This window comes from Telmatospirillum sp. J64-1, from assembly GCF_006980715.1.
In the GTDB taxonomy this organism is placed as follows: Bacteria; Pseudomonadota; Alphaproteobacteria; order Rhodospirillales; family Magnetospirillaceae; genus Oleiliquidispirillum; species Oleiliquidispirillum nitrogeniifigens.
This window is the reverse complement of record NZ_SBHN01000003.1, coordinates 64208-87905: the sequence shown is the minus strand read 5'-3', so window position 1 is coordinate 87905 and position 23698 is coordinate 64208. Positions and strand designations below refer to the sequence as shown.

The following is a 23698-nucleotide window of genomic DNA, read 5'->3' as shown; positions in this document are numbered from 1 at the left end:
CCCCTTGCGTTACTCATCCACTGGCGCGGCGGCTCGCGCTCCGGCGGATGCGTCGGCTCAGATGGCGTCGGTGCCTCTTTCGCCGGTACGAATACGAATGGCCTCTTCGATGTTCGTCACGAAGATCTTGCCATCGCCAATGCGGCCGGTATGGGCTGCCTGCTGGATCGCCTCGATGGCCCGTTCGACGAGGCTGTCCTCGATCACGAGCTCGATCTTCACCTTGGGCAGGAAGTCGACGACGTATTCGGCGCCGCGATACAGCTCCGTATGGCCTTTTTGGCGGCCAAAACCCTTGGCTTCGGTCACCGTGATCCCCTGCAGACCGATCTCGTGAAGGGCTTCCTTCACTTCATCGAGCTTGAAGGGTTTGATGATCGCTTCGATCTTCTTCATGAACGACTAGTCTCTGCTGCTCGTTGAACCGGGCGTCAACACGCAGCAATCATGTAGCACGGTCCATGCCAGTTCCGCCATGGGGAAAAACAAAGGACTTACAACGCTTTTGCCGGATACTTATGCCTTAAGATAAGGCATTTGATGATTATTAATTAGGCAGTAAGATCGGGGGTGCGGGGGCATCTAGGAGAGGGAAGCGCTTCATGCTAGGTATCGCCGCTCTGTAACCTCCTGTCAGCAAATGAGGGATGTCCGGTGAAACCCGCCAATGCCGTCCTGTCTTCCTATGGCACCACCATCTTCGAGGTCATGAGCCTGCTCGCCCGTGAGACGGGCGCGATCAATCTGGGGCAGGGCTTCCCCGAGGGGCTGGAGCCGGCGGATTTGATCGAGGCGGCCGCCCGTGCCTTGACGACGGGCAGCAACCAATATCCGCCGATGCTCGGCCTGCCCGAGCTGCGCCGCGCCCTGGCCGATCATTCCCGCCGCTTCTATGGCCTCGAGGTGGATTGGCAGAAGGAGGTGGCGGTCACCTCGGGCGCCACCGAGGCGCTGGCCTGCGTGCTGTTCGGGCTGATCGAGCCGGGCGACGAGGTGGTGCTGATCGAGCCGCTTTACGACAGCTACCTGCCGATCATCCGCCGGGCCGGCGGCATCCCCAAGCTGGTGCGGGTCGAGCCGCCGCATTGGACGCTGCCGCGCCAGGCGCTGGAAGAGGCCTTCAGCGAGCGGACCAAGCTGCTGCTGCTCAATTCGCCGATGAATCCCTCGGGCAAGGTCTTCGATGCCGACGAACTGGCTTTCCTGGCGGGATTGCTGGAACGCTACGACGCCTATGCGCTGTGCGACGAGGTCTACGAGCATCTGGTATTCGGTGAGAACCGGCATATTCCGCTGATGACCCTGCCGGGCATGCGCCGGCGCTGCGTGCGCGTGGGGTCGGCGGGCAAGATCTTCTCGCTGACCGGCTGGAAGGTGGGCTGGACCATCGCCTGTCCCGAATTGATGACGCCGATCGTCAAGGCGCATCAATTCCTGACCTTCACGACGCCGCCCAATCTGCAGGCGGCGGTGGCCGAGGGGCTGGCCAAGGATGATGCCTATTACGACGGGCTGCGCAGCGGATTGGCGCGCCGCCGTGACCTGCTGGCCCAGGGGCTGGAGAAGATCGGCTTCTCCGTCCTGCCGACCCAGGGCAGCTATTTCCTGAACGTGGACTTCCGGCCCTTGGGTTTCGAGGGCGATGACGTGGCCTTCTGCCGCCATATCACCACCGAGGCTGGTGTGGCGGCCATTCCGGTCAGCGCCTTCTACCAGCAATCCGACGTCACCCATTTTGCGCGTTTCTGCTTCGCCAAGAGCGAGGAAGCCCTGGAAGAGGCGATCGCGCGGCTGGCGCGGCATTTCTCCCGGTCCTGACGCGAGGGGGGCTGAGGGCGCATGAAAGACGCGATCGCGGGGCGGTGAATCCGCATCGCGATCTAGTGCTTGACGAGGGGAGTGATTGGCGGTAAACGTCTCGTCCTCTCGCGGTGGCGGGTGTAGCTCAGTTGGTTAGAGCGCCAGGTTGTGGTCCTGGATGTCGCCGGTTCGAATCCGGTCACTCGCCCCACTCTCCTTCTCCTAAATAGGTACTTCCTTTTCGCGCCCGGCCCCGGCCGACGGCGCCAAAAGGCGTTTCTGCGGTCTCCAAAAGCGTTTCCATAGGCACAATCGCTTTGGAACAGGCTGCCACGCTTTCGCGTGCCGCCGCCGCCGCCTCGCGGGGCATAGGTGCTAATCCCTTGTTATCAAACGGTTTCTGAGACCGTTCGCGCGGAAGCATAACGAACTCGGTATCACCAAAAGAGCGTCCCGCCCGCAATATACCGACTATGCACGCGAAGCTACCTCCTACAGAAGGTGGGATCAAAGCGCTCAATTGGATAAATAATCAACACAAGACGAGGCCACGAACCTTTTTCATCACACCAGGATGAGCCGGAGTGGCAAGTTCAGCCAATCCCTGGCTGGTCAAAAGCTATGGGGGTTACTCATGCAGTCTGTTGATATGCTTCTTATTGACGCTAATAAGCTGTTTCGTGAAGGCCTGAAGAGGCTCCTGGACAACTCTACTTTTGTTATTTCGGATGAGGCAGACAATCTCAGTGAAGGCATGGTCCGCCTCGAACAAGGGCAGCGTCCGCGCATCGCCCTGGTGGAGTTCGATGCCGGCACGGATGATCTGAACCTGCTGCAGTCGATGCGCGAGAAGTATCCGGAAGTGAAGATCGTCGTCCTGGCCGCTTCGACCCGCAACATCCATCATCTCGCCCGCTGCTTCGAAGCCGGTGCCGATGCCTATCTGCTGAAGAACATTTCCCCCGACGCCCTGCAGCAATCCCTCAAGCTGGTCCTGCTGGGCGAGAAAGTCTTCCCCACCAAGCTTGCCGCCCTGCTGGTTTCCGGCCAAGTGGACGCCTATCGTCCGTCGAATTCCTCGGCCAATCTGGAAGGCCTGTCGGAGCGTGAAATCCAGATCCTGCGCTGCCTGCTGAACGGCCACCCCAACAAGGTGATCGCCAAGAAGCTGAGCATCACCGAGGCGACGGTGAAGGTCCACCTGAAGGGTGTGCTGAAGAAGATCAACGCCGCCAACCGTACCCAGGCCGCCATCTGGGCCCTGAACAATGGCCTGTCCAGCGAGAACGCCCCGCCGCGTCCGCAGCCCCAGCAGCCCGGCGCCCGCCCCGTCATGAGCGGCATGCCCGCCCAGAGTATGTGATCACGCTTAAGCAGCTCCTGTTGACGTCGCCGGTGCGGTGACCGCCAGGGGCTGGCCTTCTTCCCTTACTCTTGCCTCGGCGCATATGCTCCGCCCGCATCACTTGCGGGCGGGCGGCCCCCGGTCATGGCCTGGGGCCGCCGTGGCGCGAATCCCTTTTCCGTCCCCGATCATTCGTTTCTGCTCTGCGGAAATGCCATTGCGACCGAGGCAGGGCGCCTTGAGTGGCGGTCGCCCTCCGGCCGGAGCCTGCGGGAAAAATGAAAACGGCTTCCGGATGGATCGGGAGCCGTTCTTCAATGCAGGATGTCGCGCTCCCGCTCGGGTCCCGTCTCCTCCATCTCTTCCTGGCGCTGCTCGATCTGGCGGCGGATCATGTCGCCCTGACGGGCGGCAAAGACGGCCGCTTCCGTGCGGTTCTGGAATTTCAGCGCCTTCAGGATCGCGCGCACCTTCGTCTTCACATTGGCTTCGGTGAGATTGAGGCTGCGGGCGATGGCGCGATTGGTCTTGGCCAGCCGCACCTGGTCGAGGATGTGGAGTTCGATGGGATTGAGCTTGGCGATCGTGTCGCATCGCAAGCGGTCGGTGACGATGTCCATGACCGCCGCCGGCGGCAGGATCGAATAACCGGCCTTGGACAGATCCAGGATGTCGCGGATGCGGTCCATGGTCGAGTCGACGAAGACGACGCCTTCCACGAATTCCAGATAACCGATGGAATCAAGGAAATCCTGTGACCGGATCAGCAGGACAACCTTGTTGTTGTTGCAGAATTCGTTCAGGGCTTCGAGGTGGAACTTTGCCAGGTAACGCATCACTGGCAAGGCCACGATGGTCACCTCGGCGGGGATCAGAAGCGGGTTGGAGGCGAGAAAATCCGGATCGTCATAGACGACCATGTTTTCACGCTCTGCTTTATCGAACCGACCGACGATCTCGTCGACCAGCCTTTCATCGTCCACGGCCATGGCGACCGAGGCCGAGACCTGCGATTCGTTGGGGCTGGTGGATTCAGTATGGGGGACTTCGGTCATCGCTCTGCCTAGTCAAGGTGAAACGGATGCGGTTGCAGCCGTCCGGTTCAGTCCAGACCCCTGATAGGCGGGGGCCTTTCCCATACACTGGGGCCTTTCCCCGAGGCGGAGGGACGGCCATCTCCGGACGGCATTGTCGTTTCCGCATCCCGTCCCTCCCGGCCGAAGAAATGCAGATTCAAGGACTTGCGAGGAGGCATAGTACATGGGTCCTGGACGGGACGCGAAAGAAAATATGGATGAAATATATATCCTGATTCGCAGGGTTACAGGCCTAACGGGTGGAGGTAACACCAACGAATTAAGAATCTAGACGCAAGTCGTCGTGCCTCACGGCAAAAGCATGGGGTCTGTGTCTATCTCCTTCAATGCAGGGCAGGCATAGAACCGAGCGGAAAAATACCGCCTTCTGCCCCAGACAGAAGGCATGGGACCCACATTCGTGGTCTTCCCAGTGTTGAATCCACCTCGAAATTGCACAACACTATGCGCCGTTGTTGGTTATTCTCTAAGGACATACTGCCGGCATAAAGACGATGATGGGCCGCCCCTGCCTCTTTTGCGGTGTCCCGTCTGGTTCGACTACATCCACAAAGGTTTGCCTCGAACCGTTTCCGTCGCCGGCCACCGCATTGAGACATCGAGGACCAGGGGACAGCAGCCACATGGCCTTCAAGACATCCCGCGTCGTCCAGGCAAGCACTCATCACAGCAGTCTCGATGGCGCCGAGCTTCGTGCCGTTATCGATGCCCTGCCGCAAGCCATGGTCCTGACCGATCCTGCCAGGCCCCACAATCCGGTGGTTTTCGCCAATGCCGCCTTTTCGCGGATCACCGGCTACGATCCGCGCGAAGTGGTGGGGCGCGATCTAAGCTTCCTTCTGGGGCCCGACAGTTCGGCCGAGACCGCAGGGAAACTGGCGGATGCGATCAAGCATGTAGAGCCCTGCGAAGTCGAACTTCTGCAGTATCGCAAAAGCGGCGAACGCTTTTGGGCGCGCATCGAGATGAAGCCTCTTTATCGCGAGGACGGCAGCCTATGGCGCTTCCTCGGCACCTTCACCGACGTCACCCGCCAGCGTGCCGCCGAGGCCGCGCTGCACCGGGGCGAGGAGAGGTTGCGCGCCATCGTCCAGGCGATCCCGCTGCCCATGCTGGTGATGCGCCAGGATGGGACGGTGATCGATGCCAATCTCTTGGCCGACCGGATGCTGGGATATGCCTCGGGCGGCCTGCGCGGCCGTCCCGGCGCCGATTTCATGGACGAGCCGCAGATCCAGGCCATCGACGAGGTGCGCGAGAAAGGGGAGCCGGTCTTCCTGCAAGGGAATATGCGCCGCGCCGATGGCCGTCCTTTCTGGGCCGTCGGGGCCGCCCAGCAGGTCGATCTCAGCGGCAGCGCCGCCCATGTGGTGCTGTTCCAGGACATGACCGAACAAAAGCGCGCCCTGGACCAGCTGCAGGAGGCCAAGGAGCAGGCCGAGCGGCTGGTGCGGTCGAAGATGCGCTTCTTCGCTTCCGCCAGCCATGACCTGCGCCAGCCCATGCAGGCCCTGGCGCTGTTCGCCATGGCGCTGGAAAGCCATGTGGACGAGGGGCCGGGACGGAACATCCTGCATTCCTTGCGCACCTCGCTGCGCACCATGGAAGAGATGTTCGACGCGCTGCTGGACATGTCGCGTCTGGATGCCGGGGTGCTGAAGCCCAAGCCCGACGTGTTCATGATCAACGATCTGCTCGAAGGGCTGGAGAACGAGCTGCGCCCGCAGGCCGAAGCCGCCGGGCTGCGGCTGCGCGTCGCGCCCTCCAGCGCCGCGGTGGTCAGCGATCAGGCCATGCTCAACCGCATCCTGCGCAACTTCCTCAGCAATGCCATCCGCTACACCCGGTCGGGCGGCATCCTGCTGGGCTGCCGACGGCGCGGCAATGTGCTGCGGATCGAGGTCTGGGATACCGGGCCGGGCATTCCCGAGGAGCAGCGCCTGGAAATCTTCGAGGAATTCTTCCAGGGCGGCGACGGCACCCGCGAGAAGGGGAAGGGGCTGGGCCTGGGGCTGGCCATCGTGCGCCGCTTGGCCCTGCTGCTCAACCATCGGCTGGACCTGCGCTCGCGCGTCGGCAAGGGCAGCGTCTTCGCCGTCGAGGTCCCCCTGTCCGAGGATTGGAACGACCTGGACGCCGATGACGACGATGACGACGACCTGATGGTCGATCTGCGCGGCGCGGTGGTGGCGGTGGTCGATGACGACCGCGACATCCTGGAGGCCATCCGCATGCTGCTGGACGAATGGGGCTGCGTGACGGTGGCGGCGCTGGATGGCGAGCAATTGGTGGAGGAATTGTCCCGGCGCGGCATCACGCCCGACCTGATCCTCTCCGACCTGCGCCTGCGTGGCCAGTATAACGGCGTGAAGACCTTGCAGGACCTGCAGACGCGGCTGGGCAAGGAAATCCCCTCCTTCCTGTTCACCGGCGATACCGGGCAGGCCGACATGGGCGGCGACATTCCTTTCCCCGTCTTGCGGAAGCCCGTCAATCCCGCCCGTCTGCGCGTCGTCCTGGGCGAGGCCCTGGGGCGCCGCTGAACGGCGGCGGCGGCGAAAAAACCTTCATGCGGGGTGTAAAAAGGGGCGCCCTTGGGGTAGTCTTGCGGCGATAGCAGAAGTGGGGCCCGCCGATGACGATCCGCAACCTGGAATATATGTTCCGCCCGCGCTCCATCGCCGTTCTGGGGGCATCGAACCGCCCCGAGGCGAAGGGCAGCGTGATCATGGACAATCTGCTGCGCGGCGGGTTCAACGGCCCCATCATGCCGGTCGACCCGGACCATCTGGCGGTCAAGGGCGTCTATGCCTATCGCGACGTGGAAAGCCTGCCCCAGGTGCCGGAACTGGCGGTGATCGCCGGTGAGGCGGAGCAGATCCCGGATCTCGTCCGCCGCCTGGGCGTCCGGGGCACCAAGGCGGCCATCGTCATCGACAGCCTGGTGGGCGCGTTGGACCAGGAAGGGCACCGCCTGAACCAGGAGATCCTCGCCGAGGCGCGGCGCCACGGCATGCGCCTGCTGGGGCCCGATTCGGTGGGCGTGCTGGTGCCCCATGTCGGGCTGAACGCCAGCTTCGCCCATTGCGACGCCAACAAGGGCAAGCTGGCCTTCGTCTCGCAATCCAGCGCCCTGTGTACGGCGGTGCTGGACTGGGCGGAGGAGCGCAAGATCGGCTTTTCCCATTTCGTCGCCCTAGGCGAGGCGCTGGACGTGGATTTCGCCGACATGCTGGACTATTTGGGCGGCGATGGCGGCACCACGGCGATCCTGCTTTATATCGAGCATATCGAAGACGCCCGGAAATTCATCTCCGCCGCCCGTGCCGCCGCCCGCAACAAGCCGGTCCTGGCGATCAAGACCGGGCGGGGGATCGAGGGGAAAAGCGTGGCGAGCCCGGACGGCCCCAGTTCGCAGGGCGCCGACGAGGTCTATGAATCCGCCCTGCGCCGCGCCGGTATCCTGCGGGTGCGCGACATCGAAGAGATGTTCCAGGCGGTGGAAACCCTGTCGCGTTCCAAGCCGCCCAAGGGCGACCGCATGGCCATCATCGCCAATTCCGGCGCCATCGGCATGCTGGCGGCCGATGCTTTGCTGGACGAGGGCGGGAAGCCTGCGGACCTGGCGCCCGAGACGGTGGCCAAGCTGGATGCCGTGCTGCCGCGCAACTGGTCGCGGCGCAATCCCCTGGACATCCTGCTGACGGCAGGAGGGGAACGCTATGCCCAGGCCCTGTCCATCCTGCTGGAGGCGCCGGAGGTCGATTCGGTGCTGGTGATGCATGCGCCGGGCGCGCTCACCTCGGCCACGGAAGTGGCCATGGCCGTGGCCGAGACGGTGAAGGCCGGGCGCAAGAAGCCGGTGGCCACCTGCTGGATCGGCGGCAGCAGCGTGCAGGCGGCGCGCGAGATGTTCGGTGCCTCGGGGCTGCCGACCTATGACACGCCCGAGGCGGCGGTGGCGGCGACCATGCACCTGATCCATCACCGCCGCAGCCAGGAAATCCTGACCGAGACGCCGTCCTCGAAGGGTATCCATTTCCAGCCCGACACCGAGCACGCCAAGGCCGTGGTGCGCCGGGCCCTGGCGGCCGGGCAGACGCGGCTGAACGACCGCGAGTCGAAGGAAGTGGTGGCCGCCTACGGCATTCCCACCGTGCCCACCGCCCTGGCCGCCGATCCCGAGGAAGCGGCGCGCAAGGCCCAGGAGATGGGCCTGCCGGTGGCGCTGAAGATCTGGTCCGAGGACATCACCCGCAAATCCGACGTGGGGGGCGTGGTGCTCGACCTCACCACGGCGGACGAAGTGCGTCATGCCGCCGAGGCCATGCGCACCCGCGTCTCCTCGACCTTTCCCCAAGCCCGCATCAAGGGCTTCCTGGTCCAGCCCATGTCCCGCCGGACGGGGGCCCAGGAATTGGTGCTGGGCGTGGCCGACGACGCGGTCTTCGGGCCGGTCCTTGTGTTCGGTCATGGCGGCACCGCCGTCGATGTGCTGGCCGACCGTGCCGTCGCCCTGCCGCCGCTCAACATGAACCTGGCCCGCGACCTGATCAGCCAGACCCGGATTTCCCGGCTGCTGGAAGGCTATGCCGACCGTCCGGCGGCCGATGTGGACGCGATCGGCGTGGCGCTGTGCCGGATTTCCCAGATGCTGGTGGACATCCCCCAGATCCGGGGGATGGAGATCAACCCGCTGCTGGTGGATTCGACCGGCATCCTGGCCCTGGATGTGCGTGTCAGCGTGGCGGAGTGCGAGGGCGACCGCCTGGCGATCCGTCCCTATCCCAAGGAACTGGAAGAGGAATACACGCTGGAGGACGGGCGTGTGCTGCTGCTGCGTCCCATTCGCCCGGAGGACGAGCCGGCCCATCACGAATTCCATTCCCGCCTGTCCGACGACGATATCCGGTTCCGCCATTTCGGGCTGGTCAAGGCGATCCCCCATGTGCAGATGGCCCGCCTGACCCAGATCGATTACGACCGCGAGATGGCGATTATCGCGACCCATGGCGAGGAAACCTTCGGCGTCGCCCGCATCGCACTGGACCCCAATCTGGAACATGCGGAATTCGCCATCATCATCCGTTCGGACCTGAAGGGGCTGGGCATCGGCTCGACCCTGCTGGACAAGGTGACCAATTATTGCCGCGACCGCGGGGTCAAGATCATCGCCGGCGAGACCATGCGCGAGAACAGGGGCATGATCGGACTGGCCAAGCATCTGGGCTTCAAGATCAGGCATACCGAGGACGGCATCGTCGAGATGGTCAAGGTGCTGCACGGCCCGGGAGCGGAGGAACAGGCGGCGGGGGAATAGAACTGCCTGCGTTACATGTGACGCAAGCAGCGATGAGCGACCGTTGAGGACGCGGCCAAGCACGCCGAGGTGCGCGCTTGGGCAGAGGGCAAACATAGGAACTGAGAGCGTGATGCGGATTTGCTGCGTCACGGCTTAATTCCCCCGAATCCATGTTGACAATGCCCCGGACGCTGCTTATGTTCGCCGCCTCCGGAAAGCCCCTTGTCGCGCCGGGTGGCGTGGACGGAAAGAGACAGAGGATTTTGTCATGAAGATTCGCAACTCGCTGAAGTCGGCCAAGATGCGCGACAAGAACTGCCGCGTTGTCCGCCGCAAGGGCCGGGTCTATGTGATCAACAAGCAGAACCCGCGCTTCAAGGCCCGCCAGGGCTGAGACAGCGCCGGGCTGTTACGGCCTGGTCCTGCGGGAAGGCTTCGGCTTTCCCCATCAAGACGGCGCCTTCGGGCGCCGTTTTTGATTCTTGCGCCGCTTTTCCGGATAAATTTCCGGATATTGCCCTTGGGGCATTGCATGGGCTGGCCCCACCTTCTAAACTGGTATGACCATTTAAGAGGGAGGATAAGCGCCAAATGCGCATGCCCGAACCCGATGCCGCCGTGATCGGCCGGCGTCCGAGCATCGTCGAAGCCTTACGGGCCATCTGTCCGGAGCCCGGGGCGGTCATCACCGACGAAAAGGAATTGCGCGTCTATGAATGCGACGCGCTGATGGCCTACCGGCAATTGCCGATGATCGTGGTCCTGCCTTCGACCACGGAACAGGTCTCGCGCATTTTGCGCTATTGCCACGAGAACGAGGTCAAGGTGGTGCCGCGCGGTTCCGGCACCTCGCTTTCGGGCGGTGCGTTGCCGCTGGCCGATGCGGTGACCATCGGCATGGGCAAGTTCAACCGCATCCTCGAGATCGATTATGACGACCGTTGCGTCGTCGCCCAGCCCGGCGTGACCAATCTCGGCATCACCAAGGCGGTGGAGCACAAGGGCTTCTACTACGCCCCCGATCCGTCCAGCCAGATCGCCTGTTCGATCGGCGGCAACGTGGCCGAGAATTCGGGCGGGGTGCATTGCCTGAAATACGGCCTGACCACCAACAACTTGCTCGGCATCGAAATGGTGCTGATGAACGGCGACATCATCCGCCTCGGCGGGCGCCATCAGGACAGCGACGGCTATGACCTGCTGGGCGTGGTGACGGGGTCGGAAGGGCTGCTGGGCATCGTCACCGAGGTGACGGTGCGCATCCTGCGCAAGCCGGCGACGGCCCGCGCCCTGCTGATGGGCTTCCCCAGCAACGAGGCGGGCGGCGATTGCGTGGCCGCCATCATCGCGGCGGGCATCATTCCCGGCGGGCTGGAGATGATGGACCGTCCGGCCATCAAGGCGGCCGAGGATTTCGTCCATGCCGGTTATCCGCTGGACGTGGAGGCCCTGCTGATCTGCGAACTGGATGGCCCCGAGGTCGAGGTCGACCACCTGATCGAGCGGGTGTCCGAAATCGCGCGCAATTCCGGCGCAACCTCCATCCGCATCAGCAATTCCGAGGAAGAACGCCAGACCTTCTGGGCCGGGCGCAAGGCCGCCTTCCCGGCGGTCGGGCGCATCTCGCCCGATTACCTGTGCATGGACGGCACCATTCCGCGCCGCCGCCTGCCCGAAGTGCTGACCCGCATGACGGAGCTGTCCAACCAATACGGGCTGCGCGTCGCCAATGTCTTCCATGCCGGGGACGGCAATCTGCATCCGCTGATCCTGTTCGATGCCAATGTGCCGGGCGAGCTGGAAAAGGCCGAGGCCTTCGGCGCCGATATCCTGACGCTGTGCGTCGAGGTGGGCGGCGTGCTGACCGGCGAGCATGGTGTCGGCGTGGAAAAACGCGACCTGATGGGCAGCATGTTCACCGAAGACGACATGAAGCAGCAGCAGCGGCTGAAATGCGCCTTCGACCCGCAGCACCTGCTCAATCCGGGCAAGGTCTTCCCGACGCTGCACCGCTGTGCCGAACTGGGCAAGCTGCATGTCTCGGGCGGCAATATTCCCTTCCCCAATCTGCCCAGGTTCTAGCGCCATGACCAATCAACGCTACAAGCCCGAGAACGAGGCGCAGCTTCAGGAATTGCTGGCCTGGGCCTCGCAGAACGCCATGACCTTCGACTTGTCCGGCCAGGGCAGCCGTCGCGGGCTGGGACGTCCGGTCAAGGCCGATGCCGTGCTGGACATGACCGCCTTTTCCGGCATCCGCTCCTACGAGGCCGCCGAACTGGTCCTGACCGCCGGGGCGGCGACGCCGCTTTCGGAAATCACTGCGGCCCTGCACGAGAAGAACCAGCAGCTTTCCTTCGATCCGCCGGACCTGGGGCCGTTCTTCGGCCAGGAAGCGGGGCAGGGGACGCTGGGCGGCCTGATCGCCTGCAATCTGGCCGGGCCGCGCCGCCTTTCCGCCGGGGCCGCCCGCGACCATACCTTGGGCGTCAGCGCCGTTTCGGGACGGGGCGACCTGTTCAAGGCCGGCGGCAAGGTGGTGAAGAACGTCACCGGTTTCGATCTGCCCAAGCTGATGGCCGGTTCCTACGGCACGTTGGCGGCGATGACCGAGATCACGGTCAAGGTCCTGCCTGCTGCGGAGAAGTCGCGGACCGTGCTGGTGATGGGGCTCGACGACGCCCAGGCCGTGAAGGCCATGTCCGTGGCGCTGCAAAGCGAGCACGAAGTCTCCTCGGCGGCGCATCTGCCGCTGGCGGCGGCGCGGGCCTCGACCGTCTCCTACCTGTCGGAGGCGGGCGGTGCCGTCACCGCCATCCGCATCGAGGGACCGGGGCCGTCGGTGGTGCATCGCTGCGCCGCCTTGCGCGACTTGCTGGGCAGCTTCGGTCCGACCGAGGAATTGCATGCCCATAATTCCAGGACGTTGTGGCAGGAGGTGCGGGATATCACGCCCTTCGCGGGAACCTCCACGCCGGTCTGGCGCCTGCTGTTGCCGCCGTCCAAGGCGGCGGGCACGGTGGCGGCCATCGCCAGAAGCCTGGACGTCCAGCCGCTCTATGATCGGGGCGGCGGGCTGGTGTGGCTGGAAGTGCGCTCCGGCACCGATGCCGGCATGGCCGAAGTGCGTGCGGCGGTGTCCGCCGCCGGTGGCCAGGCGGCGCTGATCCGCGCGCCGGACGAGCTGCGCAGCCGCGTCGCCGTCTTCCATCCGCAGCCCGAGCCGCTGGCGCGCCTGTCCGCCCGCGTCAAGGAAGCCTTCGATCCCAAGGGTGTGCTCAATCCGGGCCGCCTCTGCGCCGAGTTCTAGACCCATGCAGACGAATTTCACCGAGGCCCAACGCGCCGATCCGGCTATCAAGACAGCCGAAGAGATCCTCCGTAAATGCGTCCATTGCGGGTTCTGCACGGCTACCTGTCCGACTTATGTCCTGCTGGGCGATGAACTGGACAGCCCGCGCGGACGCATCTATCTGATCAAGGACATGCTGGAGAACGACCGCCCGGCTACGCCCGAGGTGGTCAAGCATGTGGACCGCTGCCTGTCCTGCCTGTCCTGCATGAGCACCTGCCCTTCGGGCGTGAACTACATGCATCTGATCGATCATGCCCGCGCGCATGTGGAGAAGACCTATCAGCGCCCGCTGCCCGAACGGGCCCTGCGGCGGATGCTGTCCACCGTCATGCCCAATCCCGGCCTGTTCCGTTGGGCGATGCTGGGCGGCAGGCTGGCGAAGCCCTTCAGCGCCCTGGCGCCGGGCCGCCTGAAGGGGCTTCTGGGCATGGTCGCGGGCGGCAAGCTGGCCGAGCCGGTCAAGGGCCGCCATGTCCACAAGGCGGAGGCGCAGAAGAAGAAGCGCGTGGCCTTGCTGCCGGGCTGCGTTCAGCAGGTGATTGGCGCCAATATCAATGACGCCACCATCCGCCTGCTGACCCGCCACGATTGCGAAGTGGTCCTGGCCGACGGCCTGGGCTGCTGCGGCGCCCTGGTCCATCACATGGGCGAGGAAGACCGCGCCAAGCAGATGGCCAAGGCCAATATCACCGCCTGGATGCGCGAGATCGAGGGCGAGGGCCTGGATGCCATCGTCATCAATGCCTCGGGCTGCGGCACTACGGTCAAGGATTACGGCTTCCTGTTCAAGGACGACCCGGAATGGGCCGAGCCCGCCCGCCGCGTCGCGGCGCTCGCCCGCGACATCACCGAAGTCATGACCGAGATCGGCCTCAAGCCCGCCGTGGCCGGGCAGGGCATGGCCGTGGCCTATCATTCGGCCTGTTCGCTCCAGCATGGCCAGCGCGTGCGCAACGAACCCAAGGCCTTGCTCGCGAAGGCGGGGTTCGAGGTGCGGGAAATCGGCGAAAGCCATCTCTGCTGCGGCTCGGCCGGCACCTATAACCTGCTCCAGCCGGAACTGGCGACGCAGTTGCGCGACCGCAAGGTCGCCAATATCGAAGCCACCAAGCCCGAAGCCGTGGCGGCGGGCAATATCGGCTGCATGGTGCAGATTGCCGGCGGCACCGATATTCCCGTCCTGCATACGGCCGAATTGCTGGATTGGGCAACCGGCGGGCCCAAGCCTGCCGGGTTGCGCTAGACCCTGCCGGGAGGAGTTAGGCCAGAGGAGGGGGCAGCCTCGCCTTCCTAGGCAAAAGCTGCTCCCTTGGCGAAGCCGCGCGGCATTCCCAGATTCCTGCCATGAAAAGGATTCTGCGGATATCCGTTCTCCTTCTTGGCTTCGCCGTCGCCTCCTGCTCGGTTTCACCGGCGCCGGAGACGGAGGAAAGGGCCAATTTGGACGACCTCTTCCTGCGCTTGCAGACCACGTCGAGCGAGCAGGAAGCGCATATCCTGGAGATGACCATCCTGCATACCTGGACCAAGTCCGGGATTCCGGAGGTCGATACCCTGACCTATCAGGGACTGGAAGCGATCGATTCGGGTGATCTGGAACTGGCCCAGCATATCTTCGACAGGGTGGTCCTGATGGCTCCCCATTTCGCCGAGGGCTGGAACCTGCGCGCCAGCGTCCATTACCTGAAGGGGGATTACCGCTCCGCCGTAGGCGATATCGAAAGGGTGCTGAAGCTGGAGCCCCGCCATTTCGGTGCCCTGGCGGGGCTGGGCCAGATCTTCCTGTCGCTGGGCCACGACCGTGCCGCGCTGAAGGCCTTCGACATGGCCCTGGCGCTGAATCCGCATCTCGCTTCCGCCCGGACCCACGCCTTGGAACTGCGCCAGCAGATCGCGGGCATGGCGATCTGAGAGCCCCGCACAAGGGGGCTGGCGTCAGCAGACGGTGGCGAAGCGTTCCTTGCAGGTTTCCAGCACTTCGGCGGCGGGCCGCCGCCACCAATCCCGTTCCGAGAAGATCTCGACCTCGATGGGGCCGTCATAGCCTTCCCGTTCCACCCAGGAGCGGATTTTCGGGATGTCGATGACGCCGTCGCCCATCATGCCGCGATCGAGCAGCATGTCCTGGGTCGGCACCAGCCAGTCGCAGACATGGAAGGCGTGAAGGCGGGCTTTGCCTGCCCGGGCGATCTGCCGTTCCAGCTCCGGGTCCCACCAGACATGGTAGACATCCACGGCGACACCGATATCGCCGCTGGCGTCGGGGTCGATGGCATCGCAGAGGTCGAGGGCTTGGCCGATGGTGTTCACGCAGGCGCGGTCGGCGGCATACATGGGATGCAGCGGCTCGATGGACAGTTTCACCCCTGCCGCGCGGGCTACCGGCAGCAGGTCGGCCAGCCCTTCCAGGACCTGCTGGCGGGCGCCGGAGAGATCCTTCGAGCCGGGCGGCATGCCGCCGACCACCAGGATCAGCGAGCCCGCGCCCAGTTCCGCCGCTTCCTCGACGGCGCGCAGATTGTCCTCGCGGGCTTGGGCAATTCCGTCCTTGTCCGCCGCGCAGAACATGCCGCCCCGGCAATGGCCGGAAACCTTTAACTCGGCATCGCGGATCAGGCGTGCCGCCTGGGCGAGGCCGATCTCGTGGACCTTGTCGCGCCAGGTGGCGATGCCCGAGATGCCGGCGCGGGTGATTTCCTCGACCGCCTGCTTCATGTCGCATTGGGCGCGGATGGTCGCTTGGTTGATAGACAGGCGGTGTGGAGTATTGGCGAGGGAATTCATCTCCTGCTCTCCTAATTCACGCCATGCACGGCCAGGACATGACGCATGCGGGCGGCGGCCAGATCCGGGTCGCGCAGCAGCCCGGCGGCGTCGGCAAGGCGGAACAGTTCGGCCAGATGGATCAGCGAGCGGGCGCTCTGCTGGCCGCCGACCATGGTGAAATGGTCCTGGTGGCCGTTCAGATAGGCCATGAAGACCACGCCGGTCTTGTAGAAGCGGGTGGGCGCCTTGAAGATATGGCGCGACAGCGGCACGGTCGGCGCCAGGATGCGATGGAAGCCGTCCAGGTCATCCGCAGCCAGCCGTCCCAGAGCAGCCGAGGCGGCCGGGGCGATGGCGTCGAAGATGCCGAGCAGGGCATCGGAATGCCCCTCTTCGTCGCCCGCGATCAGTTCTGCGTAATTGAAGTCGTCGCCGGTATACATACGGACCCCTTCGGGCAGGCGGCGGCGCAGGGAGATTTCCTTGTCCTTGTCGAGCAGGGAAATCTTGATGCCGTCCACCTTGTCGGCATGGGCGGCGATGACATCGGCCACGACATCCATGGCGCGCATATGGTTGTCATGGCCCCAATAGCCTTGCAGGGCCGGGTCGAACATCTCGCCCAGCCAATGCAGGATGACCGGCTGGCGGGTCTGGGACAGGATGCGGTCATAGACCCGGACGTAATCATCGGGCGAGGTGGCCGCCGCGGCCAAGGCGCGGCTGGCCATCAGGATGATGCGCCCGTCCAGGGCCTCGATGGCTTCGACCTGTTCCTCATAGGCGGCGATGACGTCATCGACGGTCAGGCCGGGGGCCGGTTGCAGATGGTCGGTTCCGGCCCCCGAGAAGACCAGGGCACCGGGAAAGTCGCGCGCGGCTTCCAGGGAACGCCGGATCAATTCCAGCGAGGTCGTCCAGTCCAGCCCCATGCCGCGCTGGGCCGTGTCCATGGCCTCGGCCACGCCCAGGCCCAGGCTCCAGAGATGGCGGCGATAGTTGATGGTCGCATCCCAATCGATGGCCGCTTCAAGCCAGGGATCGGCATCGGCCAAAGGATCGGCCACCACATGGGCGGCCGAAAAGGCGATGCGGGTGAAGGGCTGTTCCGGCCGCTTGGGGAATTCCAGCGGTGTGCCGGTGGTGAAGGGGGAAAGCGTGCCGTCCAGGCCGGGCAGGGTGAGGGTTGCCATCTCCGTGCCTCCTTCGATCAGCGCGGCAAGGAGGGCAGGTCGATCCAGCGGCGCTCGGCCCAGCTTTGCAGACCGGCTTCGGCCATCTGCACGCCCTTGGCGGCCGCATGCAGGTCCCAGGGGAAGGGGGTGCCTTCGACCACATGGCGCAGGTAGAGCGCCCATTGCGCCTTGAAGGCGTTGTCATAGGCCTGGTTGGTCGGCACTTCGGCCCAGGTGTCGTAGAAGTCGATGCTTTGCGGAATGTCGGGATTCCACACCGGCTTGGGCGTGTTGACGCGGGACTGGGAGAAGCAGCGGGTCAGCCCGGCCACCGCCGAACCATGGGTGCCGTCCACCTGGAAGGTCACCAGGTCGTCGCGGCGCACCCGGGTGGTCCAGGAGGAATTGATCTGGGCGACGATGCCGCCCTCCAGCTCGAAGATGGCATAGGCGGCATCGTCCGCCGTGGCCTTGTAGGGGCGGCCCTTTTCATCCACGCGTTCGGGGATGTGGGTAGCGCCATGGCACAGCACGCTGCGCACTTCGCCGAACAGGTTGTCGAGCACGTAGCGCCAATGGCACAGCATGTCGAGGATGATGCCGCCGCCGTCTTCCTTGCGGTAGTTCCAGGACGGACGCTGGGCGGGCTGCCAGTCGCCCTCGAAGACCCAATAGCCGAAGTCGCCCTTCACCGACAGGATGCGTCCGAAGAAACCGCTATCGACCAGCATCTTCAGCTTCAGCAGGCCGGGTAGCCACAGCTTGTCCTGCACCGCGCCATGCTTGACACCGGCATCGCGGGCGGCGGCATAGACCGCCAGCGCTTCCTCGGTGCTCTCGGCGACCGGCTTTTCGCAGTAGACGTGCTTACCTGCGGCGATGGCCTTCTTCAGCAGGGCGGCGCGCAGTTGGGTCGAAGCGGCGTCGAAGAAGATGGTGTCGTCGGGATTGGCCAGGGCTTCGTCCAGATCGGTGCTCCAGCGGGCCACTTGGTGGGTGTTGGCAAGGCGGCGCAGCTTCTCGGCATCCCGCCCGATCAGGATGGGGTCCGGGATCAGCCGCGTGCCGTCCGACAGCGGCAGCCCGCCATCGTCCCGAAGGCTGAGGATCGAGCGGATGAGGTGCTGGTTCATGCCCATGCGCCCGGTAATGCCGTGCATGATGATGCCGATACGACGGTCAGACATTTCTTCCTCCCCGTTTCATGGGATGTTTATGTAACTAACTAGTTACTTACTCTTTGCGCCGACGATAGTCAACGGACTTCGGCGGCAGGACGCGGCGCCTCTCGGGGCGCGGCCAAAGGCTGCAGGCTTGCTGTCACGGGATGGCAGAGGGCGGCGAAGCCCGGCTGCCACAGCGAGGTCAGGTCCAGCATCCCGTCGCGGATGTCCAGCCGGATAGGGCCGTTGCCGTGACGGCGGTAGAGGGCGGGGTGGGCCTTCAGGAAAGCCTCCGCCTCCGCCTCGGGCGCGCTGCCGAAGCCGTCGACGTAATGATGGCCGTTGCGTTCAACATGGCGCAGGCCCAGCAGCCCGACCAGGGCCAGATCCTGTTGCACGCCCAGCCCCGCCTGCGTGGTCAGGTCCTCGGCGCTCTGGAAAAAGCGCGGAGGGCTTTGGGCGGCATTCCAATGGGCGCAGCGCGCGGCATTGATCAGGGATTTGTAGAGGCCCTTGCAGGCCTTGGAGGAGATGCCGGAATAGCCCAGGGCCAGGGCGGCGGGGAAGGATTCCATTTCGCCATCGGCCTCGTCGATGATCACGGGAATGGCCTGGGCCAAGTCGTGGATCGGTGTCTCGAAGCTGCGGGCGCGGGCGATGGGTTGCTCGATGAAAGCAACCGAGGCGACGAAGCGCCGCAGTGCCGGCGTTTCGCCCATGTCCCGCCACAAGGCCAGGATTTCCGCTGCTTCGGCATATTGCTCGTTGCCGTCCAGCGTCACCAGATAGGGGGCGGATAGGGTGTCGAGAACGGCGGCGATGCGCTTCAGGCGTTCCAGGTCCTCGGCCCGGTTGCCGCCGACCTTCACCTTGAAATGACGCTGGCCGTAGGCCGCCACCACCTGTTCCAGGCTGTGCGGCAGGCCATCGGTGACCTGCTGGTCCGGGGGGATCTCGGCGGTCAGGATGGGGTCGATCAGCCCGACTGTATGGCGTGCGGCGATGGCGGGGACCGGTTGCAGTCCGTCCAGGAAACGGCGCAGATCGAAACCGCGTAGATCGGGCGTCAGCGGCGTTCCGACATCAAGGCCGATCACATTGCCGCGCACCATCCGGTCGAAGGACAGGTTCAGCAGGCGGCCCAGCGCGTCGAGGATGGCCTTGTCCAGCAAGGCAGGTCCGAAGGCGGCGGCCAGAGGCGGGATTCCGGCCTGGCCGCACACCCTCTTGACCTCGTGGTGATGCGCCAGGAAATGGCCGAAGGCGGTACGGCTCTCGCCGTCCTCATAGGCGGCAGCGGCGCGGCCCAGGACGAAGCGCAACTGTTCGATGGTGTCGGCGCTGGTCAGGCCGGGGTCCTTGTCGAACCATTTCGGCACCATCAGTTCCGCCGACATGCCGCTGGCCCGGCGGCCATCCTTCAGGGCGATCTCGACACGGGCGAAAGCCTGGGCGGTCTCGGTGACGGTGGCGACGCCGAAGCGGAAGGGGATGCGCAGACGGACCGGGCGTTCGAACAGCTCGATCCGGACGATCTTGAAGGAAATGTCCGTCATCTCTCCTCGCTTTCCAGCGCGTCCAGCACGCCCCGCAGATAGCCGATGGAACGGGCGGCAACGGATTCTCCGTCGGGCTGATAGAGGAAGGGCTCGACACTGGCCTCGCCGGTGTAGCGGCTGTCGCGCAGCGCTCGCAGGATGGGGCCGAAACGGTCGCTTCCCTCGCCGGGGCCGCGCCGGTTGCGGTCGTTGAACTGCACATGGCCGATCGCCCCGGTCGGCACCCAGCGGCGGATTAGGGCCTCCACGGGCTCGTTTTCCGACAGGGCGGCGGCGCTGGTGTCGATCATGGTGCGGAAGGCCGGATGGCCGATTTCGCCGACCATGCGCGCCGCCTCCTCAATGGAGGTGACGAAATTGGCCTCGTGTCGGCCCAGCGGTTCCAGGCAATAGACGATGCCGTGGCGTCCGGCCTGCTCGGCGGCTCCGGCAAGCAGGTCGCGCGCCCGCCGCCAGGCCTCCTGTGGGTCGTCGCCCTCTTCGACGCGGCGCTGCTGGGGCGAGCCATGGACCATCACCCGCCCGCCGAGATCGGCGCAAAGGCCGATCATCGCCGCCAGCACGTCGGATGTCCGGCGCCGCAGATCCTCGTCCCGGGTGGTGATGGACAGGCCAGGGGGCGTGACCAGCAGCCAGTGCAGCCCGCCCACCGTCAAACCCGCTTCCTCGACGACGCGGCGCAGCCTCGCCCGTTCGGCGGCGGGGAGGAGGTGCGGCTCCTCGCCCAGGGTGAAGGGGGCGATCTCCAGCCCGTCATAGCCCAGCATGGCGGCCCGTTCGGCCTGGGCTTCGAAGGGCAGGTGCCGCAGCACCTCGTTGCAGAGATGGATCCTCATCGGCCGAAAGCCATGCTGACCAGCCGTCCGGCGCTGCGGCGCACCGGGGCCAGGGCGACCAGCAGCATGAAGACGGTGATGCCGCACAGGATCATCGAGACGGGCCGGGTGAAGAAGGGCGAGAAATCGCCGTCGGACAGCAGCAGGGCGCGCCGCAGGTTCTTGTCCAGCAGGTCGCCCAGGATGATGCCCAGGACCAGCGGCGCCATGGGATAGTTCATCTTCCGCAGCAGGAAGCCCAGCACGCCGAAGGCCAGCATGACCCAGACGTCGAACAGGCGCTGCGTGATGGCATAGGGGCCGATGACGCAGAGCACGAAGACGACGGGCATCAGGCGTTCGCGCGGGATACGCAGGACCAGCAGCAGCGGACGCGCCAGCAGCAGGCCGAAGACGCCCATGGCCACAGTGGCGAAGACCACCATCCACACCACGCCGAAGACGAATTGCGGCTGTTCGAGCATGATGGTCGGGCCGGGGCGGATGCCGTGCAGGAACATCGCCGCCAGCAGCACGGCGGCCGGGGCCGAGCCGGGGACGGCCAGCGTCAAGGCGGGGATCAGGGCGCCGGGAATAGCGGCGTTGTTGCCGGTTTCCGCCGCTACCAAGCCTTCGAGCGAGCCCTTGCCGAATTCTTCCTTCTCGGGGCTGCTGCGGCGGGCGGCGGCATAGGAGACCCAGGCACCGATATCCTCGCCCACGCCGGGCACGATGCCGACGCCGGTTCCGATCAGCCCGGACCGGCCGATGGTGCGCTTGTATTTCCACAATTGCGACAAGCTCGGCCGCACCTTCCCGATGGTGCGCGAGGCGATCTCGGCCTTCTTCTCGCTCAGCACGGTCAGGACCTCGGCGAAGCCGAAGGCGCCGACCAAAGCGGGGATGAGGGCGATGCCGCCCGCCAGTTCGGTGCTGCCGAAGGTGAAGCGGGCATGGGCATGGATGCCGTCCTGTCCGACCATCGCCACCAGCAGGCCCAGCACGCCCGCGATCCAGCCTTTCAGCGGATCGTTGAAGGCCGTCATCTGGCCCGCGATGATGATGCCGAAGATGGCCAGCCAGAAATATTCGTAGGAGCCGAAGCCGAGCGCGAATTCCGCCAGCATCGGCGCGACCACCGCCAGGGCGAAGACGCCGACGAAGGTGCCCAGGGTCGAGGAGGCAGTCGCCAGACCCATGGCCTCGCCGCCGCGGCCGGCCCGAGCCAGGGGAAAGCCGTCCAGCGTCGTCGCGGCATTGGCCGGGGTGCCGGGGATGTTCAGCAGGATGGCGGTGCGGCTGCCGCCGTAGATGGCGCCGACATAGCAGCCGATCAGCACCAGGATGGCCTGTTCGGCGGGCAGCTTGTAGGTCAGGGTGGTCAGCAGGGCGATGCCCATGGTGGCGGTCAGGCCGGGCAGGGCGCCGATGACGATTCCGAAGAAGGTTGCCGCTGCCACATAGAACAGGCTGGTCGGCGTGGCCAGGGAAAGAAAGGCATTCCCCAGATGCACGAAACTGTCGAACACATCTCACCTCATGGCATGCGGACCAGGAACAATTCCTGGAAGAGCAGATGGATGCCGATGCCGGAGGCGGCGGCCAGGATGGCGGCCATCGCAAGCTTGCGATAGCGCCGGCGAGGCGTGTCGGCGGGATCGTGCTCCAGCAGGGTGGTGAAGACGAAGACAAAGATCATGGAGGCCAGCCAGAAGGGCAGGTTGCCGACCAGCAGCAGGGCGTAGCCCAGGCACAGGCCCAGCGTCGTCGCTAGGCGCCGGAGCTTCGTCCAGTCGGTCGGCGCCTTTTCCCCTTCCGCAGGCTTGAGGGAGCGTAGCGCCAGGGTCAGGCCCAGCAGGGCCAGGACGGCCCCCAGCAGGCCGGGAACGACTCCCGGCGCGGTCCACGGATCGATGCCGCGTTCGGAGAGACGGTCCATGCGGACCGAGCCGATGAAAGCGGCGAGGCCCAGGCAGAGGAAGACGACACCCGTGACCAGATCGGCGCGAGTGGAGTTGAGAGAGGACATGGCCGTACTCCCCGAACGTAAGGTCGAATGGTTAAAGGCTTAGGTCGATCTTTTAGGGCTTGGGAATGCCCACGCTCGCGGGATCGGCCTTGGCCTGTCCGCTTTCGACCAGGGACCATGCCATCTTCTGGATCGACGGCAGGGCCGCCTTCTGCGCCTCTTCGCCACTGGCCACGGCCATGATCGCCCCTTTCTCGGTGCCATAGCGGCGGATGGCGTCGGAATTGGCAATCTGCTCGGTCCAGATCTCATCGACCTTGGCCAGGACTTCCGGCGGCACATCCTTGGGGATGAAGATGCCGAAGTAATCGTCGGCCACGGGATACTCGGGATAGGCCTCGGTGATGGAGGGGATCTCGCCGAAGCCCTCCAGGGTCAGCGAACGGCTGCCCAGCACGGCCAGGGGACGCAGGCGCTTGGCCCGGATCATTTCGGCCTGGTCGGCGGCCAATTGGGTGGTGGCGATGGTTTCGCCGCCGGCAGCCGCGATCGAGGCCGGATTGCCGCCGTCATAGGTGACCTGGCGGACCTCGACGTTCAGGGCGTTGCTCAAGGCCGCGACGGCAGCCCCGCCCGACGAGTTCACCCCCGCCGTGGCGACGGTGATGGCGCCCGGCCGTTCGCGCATGGCCTCGACCAGTTCCTCGACGGTCTGGTAGGGGCTGTTGGCGTTGACGCTCAGGACCGAGGTGTTGATCACGGCCAGATACAGGTTCCAGTCGGCCAGCTTGGTATCCACCAGGCCGGTCACGGCATAGGTGCCGATATCCTTGGCCGCGCCCGAAGCCCAGGTATAGCCGTCACGCGGGGCGTCCAGCACCGACTTGGTGCCGATGGCGCCCTGGGCGCCGGGCTGGTTCACGACGACGAAGGTCTGGCCCAGGGCCTTTTCCAGCTCGACCGCCAGCAGGCGGACGATCTGGTCGGTCGAACCGCCGGCTCCCCAGGGGACGACGATGGTGATGGGCTTGGTCGGTTTCCATTCGGCAAGGGCGGGGGTCGAGACGGTCAGGGTGGCGGCGCCAAGCGCCATGCCGGCCGCTATCCCGGCCTTACGCAGGGTATCTCTCAGCATGCTTTTCCTCCCATGGCTGATGCCATTGTTTTCGTGCCATGGCTGTTGCCATTGTTTTGTAGCAAGATGATGAGACGGACTTGACCTGAACGTCAATAGGTAAGTAACTGGTTAGTGCGTAAGGCAGAGGGGCCGCTCCTTTGGAAATTATGGGAGAGGTCCCTGCGAGGCTTGCGATGGCGGCCGTCACCCTGCATAGAGGGGCGGCATCATGACA

General features: G+C 65.0%; 19 protein-coding genes and 1 tRNA gene. 10 read left to right on the top strand and 10 right to left on the bottom strand.

Annotated elements, in window-relative coordinates; all coding sequences use genetic code 11:
* Positions 1 to 57: 57 nt before the first annotated feature.
* Entirely contained in the window at positions 58 to 396 is a 339-nt protein-coding gene (locus EPD66_RS04085; protein ID WP_142847209.1) for a P-II family nitrogen regulator, read from the bottom strand.
* Between the two features lie 258 nt (positions 397 to 654).
* On the opposite strand from EPD66_RS04085, the gene EPD66_RS04080 reads away from it, so the two are divergent.
* The 3 genes from EPD66_RS04080 (at position 655) to EPD66_RS04070 (ending at position 3163) form a co-directional block, all read left to right on the top strand.
* Positions 655 to 1818 (top strand): aminotransferase, encoded by a 1164-nt coding sequence (locus tag EPD66_RS04080; RefSeq protein WP_142847208.1) that lies wholly within the window; start codon positions 655 to 657, stop codon positions 1816 to 1818.
* 116 nt (positions 1819 to 1934) lie between these two features.
* Positions 1935 to 2011: transfer RNA gene (locus EPD66_RS04075), tRNA-His, on the top strand.
* A gap of 363 nt (positions 2012 to 2374) precedes the next feature.
* Positions 2375 to 3163: a LuxR C-terminal-related transcriptional regulator gene (locus EPD66_RS04070; protein WP_370511858.1), complete on the top strand. Its 789-nt coding sequence runs from the start codon at positions 2375 to 2377 to the stop codon at positions 3161 to 3163.
* 296 nt (positions 3164 to 3459) lie between these two features.
* Here the strand turns inward: EPD66_RS04070 and EPD66_RS04065 are convergent, their stop codons facing one another.
* A complete protein-coding gene (locus tag EPD66_RS04065; RefSeq protein ID WP_142847206.1) occupies positions 3460 to 4200 on the bottom strand; it encodes a LuxR C-terminal-related transcriptional regulator in 741 nt (246 codons plus the stop codon).
* A gap of 665 nt (positions 4201 to 4865) precedes the next feature.
* On the opposite strand from EPD66_RS04065, the gene EPD66_RS04060 reads away from it, so the two are divergent.
* The 7 genes from EPD66_RS04060 to EPD66_RS04030 all read left to right on the top strand — a co-directional run bounded on the left by EPD66_RS04060 (position 4866) and on the right by EPD66_RS04030 (position 14810).
* Complete coding sequence (locus EPD66_RS04060) at positions 4866 to 6785, top strand: PAS domain-containing protein (RefSeq protein WP_185961245.1); 1920 nt, start codon at positions 4866 to 4868, stop codon at positions 6783 to 6785.
* 92 nt (positions 6786 to 6877) lie between these two features.
* Positions 6878 to 9562, top strand: a complete 2685-nt coding sequence (locus tag EPD66_RS04055; RefSeq protein ID WP_142847204.1) for a bifunctional acetate--CoA ligase family protein/GNAT family N-acetyltransferase — start codon at positions 6878 to 6880, stop codon at positions 9560 to 9562.
* A gap of 250 nt (positions 9563 to 9812) precedes the next feature.
* Positions 9813 to 9938, top strand: a complete 126-nt coding sequence (gene ykgO / locus EPD66_RS04050; RefSeq protein ID WP_142847203.1) for a type B 50S ribosomal protein L36 — start codon at positions 9813 to 9815, stop codon at positions 9936 to 9938.
* A 197-nt stretch (positions 9939 to 10135) separates the two neighbouring features.
* Positions 10136 to 11626, top strand: a complete 1491-nt coding sequence (locus EPD66_RS04045; RefSeq protein ID WP_142847202.1) for an FAD-linked oxidase C-terminal domain-containing protein — start codon at positions 10136 to 10138, stop codon at positions 11624 to 11626.
* A 4-nt stretch (positions 11627 to 11630) separates the two neighbouring features.
* A complete protein-coding gene (locus tag EPD66_RS04040; RefSeq protein WP_142847201.1) occupies positions 11631 to 12854 on the top strand; it encodes an FAD-binding protein in 1224 nt (407 codons plus the stop codon).
* 4 nt (positions 12855 to 12858) lie between these two features.
* Positions 12859 to 14142, top strand: coding sequence for a glycolate oxidase subunit GlcF (glcF, locus tag EPD66_RS04035; protein WP_142847200.1), 1284 nt, complete (start codon positions 12859 to 12861; stop codon positions 14140 to 14142).
* Between the two features lie 197 nt (positions 14143 to 14339).
* A complete protein-coding gene (locus tag EPD66_RS04030; protein ID WP_255448361.1) occupies positions 14340 to 14810 on the top strand; it encodes a tetratricopeptide repeat protein in 471 nt (156 codons plus the stop codon).
* Positions 14811 to 14834: 24 nt separating this feature from the next.
* Here the strand turns inward: EPD66_RS04030 and EPD66_RS04025 are convergent, their stop codons facing one another.
* The 8 genes from EPD66_RS04025 to EPD66_RS03990 form a co-directional block, all read right to left on the bottom strand.
* A complete protein-coding gene (locus EPD66_RS04025; protein ID WP_142847198.1) occupies positions 14835 to 15683 on the bottom strand; it encodes a sugar phosphate isomerase/epimerase in 849 nt (282 codons plus the stop codon).
* 11 nt (positions 15684 to 15694) lie between these two features.
* On the bottom strand, positions 15695 to 16858 hold the full coding sequence (locus EPD66_RS04020) for a dihydrodipicolinate synthase family protein (protein ID WP_142847197.1): 1164 nt from the start codon (positions 16856 to 16858) through the stop codon (positions 15695 to 15697).
* Positions 16859 to 16875: 17 nt separating this feature from the next.
* Positions 16876 to 18027, bottom strand: a complete 1152-nt coding sequence (locus tag EPD66_RS04015) for a Gfo/Idh/MocA family protein (RefSeq protein WP_142847196.1) — start codon at positions 18025 to 18027, stop codon at positions 16876 to 16878.
* A gap of 68 nt (positions 18028 to 18095) precedes the next feature.
* Complete coding sequence (locus EPD66_RS04010; protein ID WP_142847195.1) at positions 18096 to 19559, bottom strand: enolase C-terminal domain-like protein; 1464 nt, start codon at positions 19557 to 19559, stop codon at positions 18096 to 18098.
* Entirely contained in the window at positions 19556 to 20398 is an 843-nt protein-coding gene (locus EPD66_RS04005; protein WP_142847194.1) for a sugar phosphate isomerase/epimerase, read from the bottom strand. The genes EPD66_RS04010 and EPD66_RS04005 overlap by 4 nt, the downstream gene beginning before the upstream one ends.
* Complete coding sequence (locus EPD66_RS04000; protein ID WP_142847193.1) at positions 20395 to 21906, bottom strand: tripartite tricarboxylate transporter permease; 1512 nt, start codon at positions 21904 to 21906, stop codon at positions 20395 to 20397. Before EPD66_RS04000 ends, EPD66_RS04005 begins: the two co-directional genes overlap by 4 nt.
* 8 nt (positions 21907 to 21914) lie before the next feature.
* The gene (locus EPD66_RS03995) at positions 21915 to 22406 is read right to left on the bottom strand and encodes a tripartite tricarboxylate transporter TctB family protein (protein ID WP_142847192.1); all 492 of its coding nucleotides are present in this window, start codon (positions 22404 to 22406) and stop codon (positions 21915 to 21917) included.
* Positions 22407 to 22458: 52 nt separating this feature from the next.
* Complete coding sequence (locus EPD66_RS03990) at positions 22459 to 23481, bottom strand: tripartite tricarboxylate transporter substrate binding protein (RefSeq protein ID WP_221930872.1); 1023 nt, start codon at positions 23479 to 23481, stop codon at positions 22459 to 22461.
* Positions 23482 to 23698: the final 217 nt, after the last annotated feature.